At 37.1% G+C, this 14,546-nt stretch carries 15 protein-coding genes and 1 riboswitch; of the genes, 4 read left to right on the top strand and 11 right to left on the bottom strand.

Going from position 1 to position 14,546, the window contains the following annotated elements:
• Positions 1–23: 23 nt before the first annotated feature.
• Positions 24–806, bottom strand: a complete 783-nt coding sequence (locus MW695_RS07700) for an alpha/beta hydrolase (protein ID WP_247104633.1) — start codon at positions 804–806, stop codon at positions 24–26.
• Between the two features lie 106 nt (positions 807–912).
• Between MW695_RS07700 and MW695_RS07695 the strand changes: the two genes are divergently transcribed.
• The 3 genes from MW695_RS07695 (at position 913) to MW695_RS07685 (ending at position 3,341) form a co-directional block, all read left to right on the top strand.
• A complete protein-coding gene (locus MW695_RS07695; RefSeq protein ID WP_247104632.1) occupies positions 913–1,437 on the top strand; it encodes a gamma carbonic anhydrase in 525 nt (174 codons plus the stop codon).
• 218 nt (positions 1,438–1,655) lie between these two features.
• Complete coding sequence (locus MW695_RS07690) at positions 1,656–2,183, top strand: phosphatase PAP2 family protein (RefSeq protein ID WP_247104630.1); 528 nt, start codon at positions 1,656–1,658, stop codon at positions 2,181–2,183.
• 21 nt (positions 2,184–2,204) lie between these two features.
• Positions 2,205–3,341 carry a glycosyltransferase family 4 protein gene (locus MW695_RS07685; protein WP_247104628.1) on the top strand — a complete coding sequence of 379 codons (1,137 nt, stop codon included), beginning with the start codon at positions 2,205–2,207 and terminating at the stop codon, positions 3,339–3,341.
• Between the two features lie 112 nt (positions 3,342–3,453).
• On the opposite strand, the gene MW695_RS07680 is transcribed toward MW695_RS07685, so the two are convergent.
• From MW695_RS07680 to MW695_RS07640, 9 genes are all read right to left on the bottom strand, one after another.
• A complete protein-coding gene (locus tag MW695_RS07680; RefSeq protein ID WP_081728101.1) occupies positions 3,454–3,603 on the bottom strand; it encodes a DUF1540 domain-containing protein in 150 nt (49 codons plus the stop codon).
• A 166-nt stretch (positions 3,604–3,769) separates the two neighbouring features.
• On the bottom strand, positions 3,770–4,975 hold the full coding sequence (gene metK / locus MW695_RS07675) for a methionine adenosyltransferase (protein ID WP_247104627.1): 1,206 nt from the start codon (positions 4,973–4,975) through the stop codon (positions 3,770–3,772).
• A 293-nt stretch (positions 4,976–5,268) separates the two neighbouring features.
• Positions 5,269–5,381, bottom strand: a riboswitch (SAM riboswitch).
• Between the two features lie 81 nt (positions 5,382–5,462).
• Complete coding sequence (locus MW695_RS07670; protein ID WP_247104626.1) at positions 5,463–6,242, bottom strand: alpha/beta hydrolase family protein; 780 nt, start codon at positions 6,240–6,242, stop codon at positions 5,463–5,465.
• Positions 6,239–6,712: an RNA deprotection pyrophosphohydrolase gene (ytkD, locus tag MW695_RS07665; protein ID WP_247104625.1), complete on the bottom strand. Its 474-nt coding sequence runs from the start codon at positions 6,710–6,712 to the stop codon at positions 6,239–6,241. The genes MW695_RS07670 and ytkD overlap by 4 nt, the downstream gene beginning before the upstream one ends.
• Positions 6,713–7,067: 355 nt before the next feature.
• Positions 7,068–8,279, bottom strand: a complete 1,212-nt coding sequence (bcbE, locus tag MW695_RS07660) for a bacillibactin exporter BcbE (RefSeq protein WP_247104624.1) — start codon at positions 8,277–8,279, stop codon at positions 7,068–7,070.
• 71 nt (positions 8,280–8,350) lie between these two features.
• Positions 8,351–8,839, bottom strand: a complete 489-nt coding sequence (locus MW695_RS07655; RefSeq protein ID WP_247104623.1) for a YwpF family protein — start codon at positions 8,837–8,839, stop codon at positions 8,351–8,353.
• Positions 8,840–8,920: 81 nt separating this feature from the next.
• Positions 8,921–9,067 (bottom strand): hypothetical protein, encoded by a 147-nt coding sequence (locus MW695_RS07650; protein ID WP_247104622.1) that lies wholly within the window; start codon positions 9,065–9,067, stop codon positions 8,921–8,923.
• 170 nt (positions 9,068–9,237) lie between these two features.
• Complete coding sequence (locus MW695_RS07645; protein WP_247104620.1) at positions 9,238–10,419, bottom strand: MalY/PatB family protein; 1,182 nt, start codon at positions 10,417–10,419, stop codon at positions 9,238–9,240.
• Between the two features lie 462 nt (positions 10,420–10,881).
• Positions 10,882–11,502, bottom strand: a complete 621-nt coding sequence (locus tag MW695_RS07640) for a restriction endonuclease (RefSeq protein ID WP_247104618.1) — start codon at positions 11,500–11,502, stop codon at positions 10,882–10,884.
• A 67-nt stretch (positions 11,503–11,569) separates the two neighbouring features.
• Here MW695_RS07640 and MW695_RS07635 point away from each other — a divergent pair, with 67 nt between their 5' ends.
• Positions 11,570–12,163, top strand: coding sequence for a restriction endonuclease (locus MW695_RS07635; RefSeq protein WP_247104616.1), 594 nt, complete (start codon positions 11,570–11,572; stop codon positions 12,161–12,163).
• Positions 12,164–12,247: 84 nt separating this feature from the next.
• Here MW695_RS07635 and MW695_RS07630 read toward each other — a convergent pair whose 3' ends face one another.
• On the bottom strand, positions 12,248–14,383 hold the full coding sequence (locus MW695_RS07630; protein WP_247104614.1) for a methyl-accepting chemotaxis protein: 2,136 nt from the start codon (positions 14,381–14,383) through the stop codon (positions 12,248–12,250).
• Between the last annotated feature and the right edge of the window lie 163 nt (positions 14,384–14,546).

The following is a 14,546-nucleotide window of genomic DNA, read 5'->3' as shown; positions in this document are numbered from 1 at the left end:
GAGAAGGCTCAATACAAGTGTGATTAAGGTAATAAAAGATTCACAAAACCAATCGCATGACGAAACACTTGTTTCCTCTCAGGCTCATTAAACAATTCATGATACAAGCCTTCCCACTCCTTATAATACTTTTCTTGAGTTAGTAACAAATCAAACCAAGCACGAACCTCTTCCTTATTTACGACATAATCCTCACCTGACTGTAAAACCATCAAAGGGATATCTGGAAGTTTTTCTGGGTAACGATGAGCGAGTCTCATCGCTTTCATCAATTCTTGGTACCACCTTACAGAAACTTTTTTGACACGAAGCTCATCATGTGAATAGCGTTCACGAATCTCTTCATTTCTCGTTAAATGCTCTGTCTTCAAACCTGAGTCAGCACTAAATGTCGGAATAACTCGGTGTAGTAGCTTAGTACTTAGCTCTTTCAATTTAGGCGGAGGTGATGTTAACCCTAAGCACGGTGATGACAAAATTACACCAAGAATCATTGCTGGCTTTCGTTCCATCAACGTTCTAATGACAATTAAACCACCCATACTATGTCCGAATAAGATGATTGGCAACTGAGAAGCTTTCGCCTCCGCAATCCACTCTTCCACTGTATCTAAATAATAATCAAAAGATGGGATGTGTCCTCTTTTGCCACGCGTTCGTCCTTGTCCTGGTAAATCACCCATTATGACATCAAATCCATGTTCATTAAAACGCTCAGCTAACCATTCATAACGTGCATGATGCTCTCCAGCACCATGAACAACAACAACCGTTCCTCTCGGCTCTTCCACTTCCCATTTCCACATGATGTAGCCTCCTTTGCATGTCTGTAGAAAGTTAGACATCGTAACATGACTTTGCGTTACAATAAGTATAGCGATTTTTCTTACAAACGAAAAGGAGTTGATACTATTGATTTATCCTTATGAAGGAAAAATGCCCAAAATTGCTAATAGTGTTTACTTAGCTGATGGGGTCATTGTATCAGGTGATGTAACAATTGGTGATCTAACAAGTATTTGGTTTCATACAGTAATAAGAGGAGATGTGTCACCTACGATCATAGGAAAGCGAGTCAACATTCAAGATCAATCGATGTTACACCAAAGCCCCGCTTATCCGTTAATCATAGAAGATGATGCAACCATTGGTCATCAATGTATGCTTCATAGCTGTACGATTCGTCAAAAAGCATTAATTGGAATGGGCTCCATTATTCTCGATGGAGCGGAAATAGGCGAAGGGGCCTTTATCGGTGCAGGAAGCTTAGTCCCTCAAGGTAAAGTAATCCCTGCCAATACGTTAGCGTTCGGAAGACCAGCCAAAGTGGTACGTAATTTAACTGCGGATGATATTCAAGACATGACAAGAATTCGAAATGAGTACGTGGAAAAAGGGCAACATTACAAGCATTCTGAGCCTCAAAACAACGACTAACTCTTCCATATTACTACAAACAACAGACAGTAATGCGTGTTAGCAGATTCACTACACCTATATGGGCTGTATCGTATCATTTGCGTCCATACAGCCCCATTTTCACAATCTATAAATAACTTTTACATCTCCTTGATTTTCTCTCAATAATCAACCTTTAAACTATAAGTACGTGTAAGTAACAATCGAATTAGCCAATCACAAGGGAGGAGTCATATTTGTATCGACAACGTTTATATGAAACGGATTGTTCCTTTTTCCACTTTTTTAATCAACAAAACTATTTAACCTCCACCATGAAATATGTGACCCACTTCGGTGGCGCAAGCTTTACCATTCTATTTTCATTAAGTTTAAGCATCTTTGCTTCAGGACCCTTACAACGAACAGGCTGGATTGCCCTATTTGCTTTAATTGTAAGCCATACAGTTGTGAGCTTGATTAAAAAGAGGATTCCAAGGAACCGCCCTTACTTAGTACTACCAAATGTAACAGTAGTTGAAAACCCTTTTAAGGATCATTCCTTTCCATCAGGACATACGACAGCTATCTTTGCGATCATAGTACCATTTATGATTTCCTATCCAATTTTAATTCTTCCACTGTTCTTTGCGGCAGCACTTGTTGGATTATCAAGAATTGTTCTTGGACTTCATTACCCCTCTGATGTATTAGCTGGAGCAATTCTCGGTACTGTATCAGCATTTGGAAGTTATACACTAATGATCCATTTACCTATTATGTAAGCTTGATTAAGGAGGAGTTTAATGAGAGTATCATTATTTACAGATACGTATATCCCTCAAGTCAATGGAGTTGCACGTACATTACACCGGTTTGTCAATCATCTTGAGCGGAGAGGAATTCCTTATCAACTATTTGTTCCTGAATCCATTGAAAAAGAGAATCCATTCGCAAGTAATATACATGCCTTTACAAGCTTTCCTTTTTTTCTGTATCCTGAATGCAGATTAGCTGTTCCAAACATAATTAAACTAAGACAACGTCTCGAAACATTTAAGCCAGACCTTATTCACATTACAACTCCATTTAACATTGGATTAACAGGACTGTACTATGGAAAGAAGTATCATATTCCTATGGTTGGTTCTTACCACACACACTTTGACCACTATTTACGCTATTATAAATTATTATTTATGTCAGATATGCTTTGGAAATATGTGAAATGGTTTTATTCAGGCTTCGAGAAAACCTTCGTTCCATCACTTGAAACGAAAGAACATCTTCTCAATAAAGGTTTTAATTCAGTGGATTTATGGAAACGAGGAGTTGATTGTTCATTATATAACCCGAACAAGCAAAAGCCCTCAACCTCGAAAAGCAAATATACACTTATATACGTTGGAAGGATTGCTCCAGAAAAAGACATGGCGACATTGAGAAAGATTATTAGACAACTTCCTCGTGAAATGAAAAGGCACATTGAATGGGTCATTGTAGGCGACGGACCACTCCTATCCGAAATGAAAGAAGAGTTTAACAGTGAATCTGTTACATTTACGGGATATTTACAAGGAGAAGAGCTTGCTGCTGTTTATGCGAGTGCCGACTTATTTATTTTCCCTTCTACTACCGAAACCTTCGGAAATGTCGTCTTAGAATCACTCGCTTCAGGAACACCAGCTATTGTATCGAATCAAGGTGGCGTAAGAGAAATCGTTGAACATAATAAAACAGGAATAGTATGTGACGCAAAATCTCCTACAAGCTTTATTAACGCTATAACTGACTTAATTCAACACCCTAATAAGCGACGACATTTTGCCCAGCAAGCTCGTTCCTATGCACTTACCCAATCATGGGAAGCCATTTTTGATCAGTTGCTCTTACAATATGAACATGTCGCATTTATAAACAACAAGAAAAAACATCTCGCATAATGATGAATAAAACTGATTATTATTATCAATACTAAAGGTATAACACGGTTACTAAAATACGCCCTAAGCTAGTATGGGCTTGATGGGCGTATTTTCACTTCTCTATTAGTTCCTAGTGAGGCTTAAACGTTTTACAGTCTGTTTCTTCTGTACGCTCCGCTTGTTCGCGGTGACTAACGACATAAATTCGTTCTGCCTCACACTTATTCCCCTGAGACCAATGAACACAGTTATCCACTTCACAAAGTACATCTTGAGCCATTCTGTTCACCTCCTATTCAATAGTTTATCCTGCTTTTTTCCTTGACATACGTCACCATCTCCTCAATGAAGCCACATCATCCGTAAATCCACTTACTTTTCAAGCCTAATACTATAAAAAAAGAAACTGACCTCTTTATAAGGTTAGCTTCTTTGAACAAATTCTATTATATTTCCGCGTTTGCTTTTAACAATTCTGCCTTATCCGTTAATTCCCATGGTAACTCAACATCAGTACGTCCAAAATGTCCATACGCAGCCGTTTGCTTGTAAATAGGACGACGGAGATCAAGCATTTTAATTATACCAGCAGGACGGAGATCAAAATTATTTCTTACAAGTGAAACAAGTGTCTCCTCAACAACTTTGCCTGTCCCAAACGTATTAATTGAAATTGACACAGGCTGAGCCACTCCAATTGCATATGCTAATTGTACTTCACATTTATCAGCAAGACCTGCCGCTACAATGTTTTTTGCAACATATCTCGCAGCATAAGCACCGGATCGGTCAACTTTTGTTGCATCTTTTCCGGAAAATGCACCACCACCGTGACGTGCATAACCACCATATGTATCAACAATAATCTTTCGACCTGTTAAACCAGCATCCCCTTGTGGACCACCGATAACAAAACGGCCTGTTGGGTTAATGAGGTACTTTGTCTTCTCGTCAATTAAGTTCGCTGGTACTACATGATTAATGACATATTCCTTAAGGTTACGTTGAATCTGTTCTAACGTTACTTCAGGATGATGCTGTGTTGATATAACAATCGTATCAACACGAACAGGCTGATCATATTCATCATATTCAACCGTCACTTGCGTTTTCCCATCAGGACGTAAATAAGGGAGAATCTCTTCCTTTCGTACTTCCGTTAAGCGCCGTGCTAGCTTATGACTAAGTGAAATCGGTAAAGGCATTAATTCCTTCGTTTCATTATTCGCATAACCGAACATTAAGCCTTGATCCCCAGCCCCGATTGCTTCAATTTCCTCATCTGTCATATTGCCTTCACGTGCCTCTAATGCTTCATCAACTGCTTGAGCTATATCAGGAGATTGTTCATCGATAGATGTTAATACCGCACACGTTTCAGCGTCAAAACCGTACTTTGCTCGTGTGTACCCAATTCCTTTAATCGTCTCACGAACAACTTTGGGAATATCAACATAAGTACTCGTTGTGATCTCACCAGCAACTAATACTAGTCCGGTTGTAACCGTTGTTTCACAAGCGACACGTGCATTGGGGTCATTTTTCAAAATTTCATCCAAAATGGCATCTGAGATTTGATCACAAATCTTATCTGGGTGACCTTCTGTTACTGATTCTGACGTAAATAAACGACGACTTTGTAATTCTGACATACTTTTCATATCCTCCTTGGCACATCTTCCTTTTTAGGATGTGCTTTTTTTGAGACGGCACTCATTCCCATCAAAAAAAGTAAGGGAATCTCTTTCATAAGATTACACGAAACGATAAGAAAAACAGCAAATCATTCATTTTTTATACACATACATGTGCCATGAATTTATGAATAAGATTGATGTATCACTTTTTCATTTCAAGAGTATCTCACCAAAGGTGTTTTCATACAAATACAATAAAAAACCCTTTTCCTATCAAGAGGAAAAGGGTGTAAATGTTTACCTTTTGCCTCTTATCGTTCAAGGCAAATGCCTTGCAGGTTAGCACCTTTTCACTCTTGGCTATTAAGTGATGGTTGCTGGGCTTCGTCGGGCCTGTCCCTCCGCCAACTCGGGATAAGAGTATCCGTTCGAGGCATATCATATCGCACATCATCGTAAACTGTCAACTATATATTATTAAAAAATTATGAATCAACCAAATTCAGTCAATAATTGCTCGCCTCATCCATTGAGCTGCACTTGCAAGCACTTTTTTTTGCGCTTCATATGGAAATTGATGTTTAAAGGTTGGATATAACCACATATCAGCTTGTTTTTTAAATCGATCACAGCTTTTTTTTAAGCGAAAAGCATGCTCTACAGAAACATGCTCATCTAACAAACCATGAATGATTAATACACGTGATTGTAATTGCTCCAGTTTTCCTAACGGAGTCCTCCATTCATATCTCTCTGGATATTTATTCGGAGTTCCTCCAACAACACGTTTCATCATCCTTCTTAGATCAACACGTTCTTCATATGTAAGCTTCATGTCTGAAACACCATTCCAGCACGTAATCGTTTTCGCATTAGATCTCTCCATTCCCGTTAGTAAAGCCATTGTACCTCCTCTTGAAAATCCTACAATATGAATAGAGTGGCGATTAACTGAATCTAATGACTCTAAAACATCAAATGCTGAAATCGCATCTTGACGGTCCTCTCCACAAAAATCCTCTCTGCCTTCCCCACCAAAATTACCGCGATAAAAAGGGGCCATTACGACCATTCCTTCAGATGCCCATTGAATAACACGTTCGATTCTAACCATACCGACACGTTTAATGCCACCACGTAAATAAAGTAACCCAGGAAGCTTATTCTGATTACGAGGAGTAGCTAGATAAGCCTTTACACGTAATCCTTGACTACAATATGTGATTTCCATAAGCTCAATAGCAGAATGAGGAGATTTCAAATTCGTCTGACTTATAATCATGTTGTCAAGCCTTCCCTCTTCAACCAACTTAATGTAGCAGGAAGTACATCATCCTTCATAATAAAACTGTATCGATTATCATGTTTAATATTCTCGGGAAATTGTTTTACTAAAACCGGTCCTCCCGTTTCTCCGTAATCTTCCTTTGATTCAACATCTATAACTTCAGCAAAGAAAATAGCTTTATGAAATTCATGATCAATCTCATTAACAACATAAAATCCACAATACTTTAGTTGAGATAAAATAGCACCTGTCTCTTCCCATACCTCACGAAAAGCTGCTTCTTCAAGTGATTCTCCTTTTTCCTTCTTACCGCCTGGAAATTCTAATCCTCTACTGCAATGGTTCGTCACTAACCATTTCTGTTTAAATCGGCAAAAGACCAAAACATGTTCAGGTTCAATGGTAAAGTCTTCTCCAAGTCGTAAATGAACGAGACATCCATTTTGATCCATACATTGAATCATGCTCCACGTTACCACCTTCCACTAAAAATACGGTGTTCTTTAAGCAATGTGCGAAACTGTTGTCCATTTTGAAGAGCTTGATACGGGTAGGTATCTCGTATCAAGTGAGCAACGAATGAAGCCATTGCTAGTCAAATCAAAGGGACTGAAAAGTTGATTTGTACTTTTTCAGGTGGCCTCTGTTATCTAACTTATTCAGTGCCCTCGTGTTCTTTGTTTCCATCGCATTTTATCATGTCTATTACAGAAAAAAAACTGCAAATGCAGTTTTTCTTTTTAGATATCAATTTCAAAAACAAATTCATTTCACCACAACTACACCATTGCTTCAATATGTCCTAGAATAAATATTCCTTCAATCCCATGTAATTTTTATTTTTTGTTCAGGTTTAATCATTAGAAGCGCGACAACTAATGCGAGTATGCAAATTCCAGCATTGAGTAAGAAAGTAAAGGCATGTGTTGTTTTCATTAACATGGAGAAAACAGGAGGACCTAAAGCGACTCCTCCAAAACGCATACTACTATAAAGCGACGTAATCGAACCTCGCTGGGCCATCTCTATCCCTTCCGTTACTAGGGCATCTAAACTAGGAAGAGCGATGCCAATACCTACTCCACTTACTAATAAAGCTGTTAACAGTAAATAGATATCTTGAGAAAATGACATCGCAAATAATGCAATCGTTAATAAACTCACCCCAAACACCGTCATCCATTTCATTTTTTGTTTATCCTGTCCGATCACTTTACCGGTCGCAAATGATGCACAGCAAAGTGCCGCTAAAGGAATAGCTAATATAATTCCTTTCTTAATTCCATCAATTTGATGAGATTTTTCTAATAAATCTGATAAATAAAATAGTACCCCGAAGAGTACAAACATGCTAATTCCACCAACTATAAAAACAGCATATAACCATTTACCTTCTTGTTTAAAAATAAGAAGCAAGCTTTTTATAAACGCTTTAAAAGCTAACGGTTTTTCTTTCATCTTTGGTTCCTTCACCAATAAGCTTAACGCGATGATCGAAATAAAACAAAAAATTGGTATTGCGAAAAAAGGCATATACCAAACAATAAGTGCTAAGGCAGCTCCTAGTATAGGACTTAGCACCTTTCCTAATGTGTTAGAGGTTTCAATAATCCCTAGACCTCTACTAACATCCTTCTCTTCTGTAAACATATCTCCAACAAGTGGCATGACAATCGGAGCAGCTCCAGCAGCACCAATTCCTTGTAAAAGCCTTCCAAATACTAACACTGAATAAGGATCATTCATTTTCCAGCTAGCGAAAGCGGAAATGCCTCCTCCTATCGCTGTTATAACTAAGCTAGGAATAATTACTCTTTTTCTCCCAATTCGATCTGAAACGTACCCCGCAATGGGAATACATAATATCGCCACAATCGAATAAACCGTAATAAGCATGCTTACTTGAAAAGATGAAATTTGTAGCTCCCTTTCAATCTGAGGAAGAACGGGAATCAGCATAGAATTTCCTAAAGTCATGACTAGTGGGATCGATGAAATTGATATGATATCCCATGTTTTCTTCTCTTCCATGAATGAGTTCCTCCATCCTACGAGCATATTAACCTTTTTAGTATGGGGAGGTTCTCACATTCTATTCACCATTACTCTAACGAATAGCGACCACCTTTACGCAATGTTTGATACAATTCATCAAGCGTTCTTTGCGAATATTCAATTAAATTTTGCCGCCTGTTTCCAAACTCCTCAAGTAGCTCTTGACCTTTAAAGCCTTCATTCACAATGTCCTCTAAAACATCAGCTAATAGATCATCCTTTTTAAAAGCTAATTCACCTTTTAGCAAAATACTCATTTGTCCTGATAAAGGAGTAACTGATTCAACATTTGTGATCATCGCTGCAGGATGATTATCCTTGCTCGTAATCACAACATCAACAAGGATATTTCCTCTTCTCTCATAGATCATTTGAAAATATTTAGCTTGATCTTTGTCCACAATTGCTTCAATATACCATGCATGTGGGTTAGCCATATTTATAATTAATCCATCTTCAATTGGGACCATTTTCTGTTCAACTTGTCCTTTTTTACCATCAAGTACACATAGTGAAATTAATTTAAACGTTTTCATATTCATCTCCTTTCTAGATTGCAAAAAGGGCTGCTACTTAATCATACAATATTGTACGTAACAACCCTTTACTTAGCACATTTATGAACTTTTCACTCCTCGATAAAAATCCTCATACTCTTTTTCTTCAGCCCACTGTAGCAATGACTTCTCCTCGTTTGTTAATTCCCGACCTAATTTTTTCTGGAAATCCATTAACATCTCTAAATACAGACTTTTCATTACCATGGAATAAAACCTCTTTTCTAAAAATAGTGGTCCTTACATAGTTCTGAATGAATGAGTATGAACAGACTCTTGTTGGTGCAAAATAGTGGCTACTTTTAATAGAACGATAAAAATATCATTATTAGGTACACTCTATTGCACGTTCATAGGCTTCGATTAAAAAGTAAACTCTAACTCTTCCATAGTTGATCATACGATTTCTTCCACTTTTCGAGTGCTTCTTGAATGGTCGCTCTTGGACAAGCAATATTCATCCTCTCAAAGTCGTTCCCTTCCTCTCCAAAGATTGATCCTGGATTTAGCGCTAACCCAACTTCATTGATTAACCAACTTTTTCTCTCTTGTGGTGTAAATGGCAATTGAGAACAATCAATCCAAATTAAATACGTTCCTTCTGATGGAAGCACACGCACTTTCGGCATATGTTCAGTAATAAATTGCTTAATGTAACCGTAATTAGCCTCAACATAATCCATTAGTCCTTCAAGCCACACCTCACCATGATTATAAGCAGCTTCCGTGGCAACTTCAGCAAAAGAATTAGTCATATTAGCAAATGATGCCGCTAAATGCTGAGTTAATATATTTCGCATTTTCTTATTTTCAGCAACAACATATGACGTTTGAATACCAGCTAAGTTAAAGGTTTTACTAGGTGCCAAGCACGAAAATGTTCTTTGTGCAGCATCCTCGTTTACTGACGCAAACGGAATGTGTCTTTGTCCTTTAAACAGTAAATCTGCATGTATTTCATCAGAAACAACAAGAAGATCATATTTTTGACAAATTGAAGCGAGCGCTTCTAATTCTGCACGCTTCCAAACCCTACCTACTGGGTTGTGTGGATGACATAAAACAATCATCTTTGTTCGATCGCTTATGACCGATTCCAAATGCTCTAAATCCATTGTATACGTATTGCCATCAAATGATAAAGGGTTCCTCACAAGCTTACGATTATTTTTGTTCACTACATCATAAAAAGGGTAATAAACTGGTGTTTGAATAATCACTTCATCTTCCGGCTCTGTAAACGCCTGGATAATATAGCTAATCGTCGGAACAATTCCAGCAGTATAAATAATTGAATCCTTTTGAATTTCCCAATCATAACGACGTTTCAACCAATTTACAACTGCATGATCTACTCTATCTGAATGAGCAGGGTAACCAAAAATACCATGCTCCACTTTTTTATGTAGGGCATCTAATATTTCTTGAGGTGCCCGAAAATCCATATCAGCTACCCATAACGGTAATAAATTATCTCCACCAAACCGTTGCTTTGTCATGTCCCATTTCATTGAGTCCGTACCACGTCGATCAATGACTTCATCAAATTGAAAACTCATCCTTACACTTCCTTCCAAAATATAAAACACTCTACTTACATTTAATGATTTTTACGTTATCAGGTCAATAGTTACTATTCAACAAACAGGCACTGATTTCCTTTTTTAGAGAATAAAATGGTCTACTATGATGAGTCTGAAACATAAGTAAAGTGTTCCTTTCTATAGAAAAACAATCAAACATGCGAGCGAACATTTCACTCTGATCGCGGCTTCGAGCATACACTTCTCTTTCCACGGATGACTTCATATTGTTCCTTTGACTAAAAACACTTTTATAAAACCTCATCGTAAATAATACATTTGCGGTATACGTAAAGGACGACAATCCTGAAGCAAAGATCCCCCAATAAATATAACAAGCTGCCAATCAATTACTTTTAGCATAAACATCCCTCCTCATATAACTTATGAAAAGGAGGGCTTGGTTGATATCTATCCTACGCTAACACCGTTCCATAACTACAATTTCACGTAATAATCACCTGCTTCAATCATTCCTCTACTGTGTTCTATCCTTTCAATACTTTCATCCGAGCAATATACTACATGTTCATCCGCTTGATTCATAATCTCCTGCACTTCATTAATCCTGCCCTTTTTTCCTTCGTATACAAACTTATGTAGCTGATCTCTACTTATAATTTTTACACCTGTCGCACTAGCTAACTTCCTACAAGGTAATGACACACGATCTGTATTTGTCATAACAAGGGCAACATCTGCTGCATAATAGGCTTTTGCAGCATAAACTTCTTGAACAGCATCGAGCCCTAATTTATCTGATAACCTCTTTGCTTGTACAACTACTTTTTCACCATCAAGGTCTGTAAAAGTAAGATCCGCACCAAAATCCCGACTACTCTTCGTAATTGATGTATGATCAAACCCGATACTTGCAAACATCACATATAAATAATGCTCGAATTCATATCCAGTCATTCGATCAATATCATTCATTGTTATTTTTCTGACATCATATCTTTTCTTTTTACTTCGAAATAAAAAAACGATTAATAATGAAATAATGACAACCGCAATTATTGACAGAATACGATAATCCCAAAACCATTCTTGATCCATCTCATTCTCCTAACTTTGCATAATTTTCACATACATGGGGACGTTAACAATAAGGAGTGACATAATGATGAAAAAAACTGACAAAAGAAAGTGGTCATATAGTCCTATTCTTCTTTTTCTTATTACATACCTAATTGTACAACTATATCATATTAACTTTTTCCTATTATGTATCCCCTTATCACTTACTATCCTACTCATTATTATATCCTTTTTCCAAAGACAGCTACGCCTTCACACAACGAAAAGGGAGCACGAGTCAAAAAATACATTGAAGAAAGAAGATTTTAAACAACTGCTCTCTTTTCTTTTTAAAAAGCAAGGTTATTCTGTTAGTAATGTAAAAGGACGACCACCAATCGCTGATTTAATTTTACGAAAAAAAGGACTAAAAGCTACCGTACATCTTATTAGTAGTAAAGAGCTCTTTTCTACTAGCCAATTAAAACAGTTACATGAGAATAGAATTGCATTGAATGCCCACCAAAGCTTCATTGTAACAAATCAACATTTCTCACAAGAAGTAAAGAAAGAGGCAATAGCACAAAAATTTATACTCATGGATTACGACACCGTCGAAGAAATGCTCTCGTCAATCGCAACAGAAAAAAGGAAGCACCGCTTTATCTTTCGCGTACGCTCCCTTTTAACAAAATACTAAGACGAATTTCAACTAATAAAAGTACACCTCTAGCCTTTTTAGAAACAGGAGAAGCACTCCTTAGAAACTTCTCCTTTTAGACTCTTACAATTTAAACTTATTAATTTGTTCTTCCAAGTCGCTCATCGTTTCGGCTAAGTCTTGAGCCAAGTGACCAAGTTGAATCGCTGCAGCAGCCTGTTCCTCTGTAGTTGCTGTCACTTCTTCCGTAGTTGAAGATGAGACTTCTGCAACCTTCACCATCTCTTCTATCGCTTGACCAACTCGGTCCTTTGTTCCGTTAATCTTATGAATAGATTGTTCAATATCTTGGATCTCTGTAATAATTGATCCTGTATCCTCAATGATTTTATTGAAGGATTCTCTTGTCTCACCAATTGCAGACGTTTGTTCATCAAATAATACAATTGATTGATTAACAAGATCCACAGATTCATCTGTTACACCTAAAATATTCGAGATCACATTTTCAATTTGTATCGTAGATTGTTTTGACTTTTCAGCAAGCTTACGTATTTCAGCAGCTACTACTGCGAAGCCTTGTCCAGCTGACCCACCTGCTCGGGCAGCTTCAATACTTGCGTTTAACGACAATAAATTCGTTTGATCACTAATATTTCGGATTAATTCAATAATTTGACGAATCTCGGCTACATCTCCACTTAATTTCACAATAGTTGATTCAACACTCTTAATATTTTCACCAACAGCCGAATTCTTGTCGGTTAGCCCTTGCATAGATTGTAGGGAGCCTCGGCTTAACTCTTGCGTCTTCACTGTAGCATTCGATACATTTTGCACATATTTCGTTACGCCTTCAATTTCATCAGACAATACATTCATTTCCTTATTTGTATTCTCTGAATAATTTACTTGCTCTACGGCACCTTTTGCTAATTCTTCAATAGCAGCAGCTACTTGCTCTGCAGTTTCAGACGATTCTGAGGAGATTTTATTTAAGTTTTCTGCACTATCAACAGCACTTTTTGATACTTTTTTATTTTCATAAATGATCGCTTTAAAATTAGCTACCATTTTGTTAAAGCTACGTCCTAATTGTCCAATTTCATTCGAATATAAGTATTTAGATTTAACCTTCAAATCACCATTCTCAGCAACCTTCATTAAGTTCATAAGTTGATTTAACGGTTTCGTAATCGTTAAAGTTAAGAAGAAACCGACGACTATCGATATGAGAGCAAATATTCCGATTACAACATAAACAAGGTAATAGACACTGTTCATTTCTCTTAGTAAAAATTCCTCAGGAGTCGTAACACTAATTGTCCAACCTGTTGATCCTTCGTTTTCTGAAACAAGCTGCCCATCCGTTTCCACGCTACTCTCAAAGTTTTCTCCAACTAATTCTCTTTCATTACTTGATACAATTTGTCCTTCACTATCTATAACATATATATTTTGCCCAGAGCTTGCATCAAATTGGTCAAAAATCCCACTAAATGCAGAGCGATTTACACTTAAAACCAAAAACCCTAAATCATTACCGAATGATCCCGTTAACCGTCTTAGCACATACATATGACCGTAGTGGTCCTGATATCCAGTTAACCAAACAGCCCGATTTGATGCTTGTTCACTCAGGCGTTCTAAATCATTCTCGATAAAGGCATTCGTATCAAATTCTGAATTTCTCGAGCCCATTACCGTTCCATCATTTGTTACAAAAAAGAAATTATTAAAGTGATTATATGAAAATATTAAAGATGAAAAATAAGTGCTTACATCTGATTGCGCTCGCATTTGTTCAAATTGGTCTTCATACTCTTCGCTTAATGTATCCATTAAATCAGAATTGGAAAATGGAAGCATTGTTACCTTTTCAGCTTCTGCTATAACTGTATCCACACTATAAGTAACTTGACCTGCTATTTCTTCACTCATCGTGGCCGTCTTATCAAAGATCGTTTCTTTTGATATGTAATAAACGAAGTTACCAACAACAACACTCGGAATAACACTAAATAAAATAAAAAATACGATTAATTTCACTTTCAATGTCATCCGTTTTTCAACTTTTCCATCCGGTTGATTCGTTCGTTCTTGTTGTTGTCTCTTTAAAAATGAAAAACGATTCTTTTTGTGCATTTGCTCACGATTTGAAAAACGTTGCTGAATTTTGTCTTTAATCCTTTGAAACCAGCTCTCCTTGTTGGAGATTTGAATGCTTTCTTTCCTGAAACGGTTAAGCAGCTTTCTCATATGTATCCCCCTCTACTCTCTCGGCTTAATCATCCGCTTTCATTTTGTATGATTTGATAATTAGGACAATAGTTTGTTCATTTTATTCTCTTGAAACAAACTTCGATCTGACAACGCTTTCACATCATACAAAAGATTCATTTCTTTATAACTAATTATTTAT

This window comes from Halalkalibacter sp. APA_J-10(15) (assembly GCF_023017105.1).
Taxonomy (GTDB): domain Bacteria; phylum Bacillota; class Bacilli; order Bacillales; family Bacillaceae_D; genus Halalkalibacter.
This window is presented reverse-complemented; position numbering and strand designations above follow the sequence as displayed.

Bases quoted from the DNA above. Each gene is read 5' to 3' on its own strand.
- MW695_RS07700 (WP_247104633.1), bottom strand. From the start codon at position 806: ATGTGGAAATGGGAAGTGGAAGAGCCGAGAGGAACGGTTGTTGTTGTT.
- MW695_RS07685 (WP_247104628.1), top strand. From the start codon at position 2,205: ATGAGAGTATCATTATTTACAGATACGTATATCCCTCAAGTCAATGGA.
- MW695_RS07680 (WP_081728101.1), bottom strand. From the start codon at position 3,603: ATGGCTCAAGATGTACTTTGTGAAGTGGATAACTGTGTTCATTGGTCT.
- metK (WP_247104627.1), bottom strand. From the start codon at position 4,975: ATGTCAGAATTACAAAGTCGTCGTTTATTTACGTCAGAATCAGTAACA.
- MW695_RS07670 (WP_247104626.1), bottom strand. From the start codon at position 6,242: ATGATTATAAGTCAGACGAATTTGAAATCTCCTCATTCTGCTATTGAG.
- ytkD (WP_247104625.1), bottom strand. From the start codon at position 6,712: ATGATTCAATGTATGGATCAAAATGGATGTCTCGTTCATTTACGACTT.
- bcbE (WP_247104624.1), bottom strand. From the start codon at position 8,279: ATGGAAGAGAAGAAAACATGGGATATCATATCAATTTCATCGATCCCA.
- MW695_RS07655 (WP_247104623.1), bottom strand. From the start codon at position 8,839: ATGAAAACGTTTAAATTAATTTCACTATGTGTACTTGATGGTAAAAAA.
- MW695_RS07650 (WP_247104622.1), bottom strand. From the start codon at position 9,067: ATGGTAATGAAAAGTCTGTATTTAGAGATGTTAATGGATTTCCAGAAA.
- MW695_RS07645 (WP_247104620.1), bottom strand. From the start codon at position 10,419: ATGAGTTTTCAATTTGATGAAGTCATTGATCGACGTGGTACGGACTCA.
- MW695_RS07640 (WP_247104618.1), bottom strand. From the start codon at position 11,502: ATGGATCAAGAATGGTTTTGGGATTATCGTATTCTGTCAATAATTGCG.
- MW695_RS07635 (WP_247104616.1), top strand. From the start codon at position 11,570: ATGAAAAAAACTGACAAAAGAAAGTGGTCATATAGTCCTATTCTTCTT.
- MW695_RS07630 (WP_247104614.1), bottom strand. From the start codon at position 14,383: ATGAGAAAGCTGCTTAACCGTTTCAGGAAAGAAAGCATTCAAATCTCC.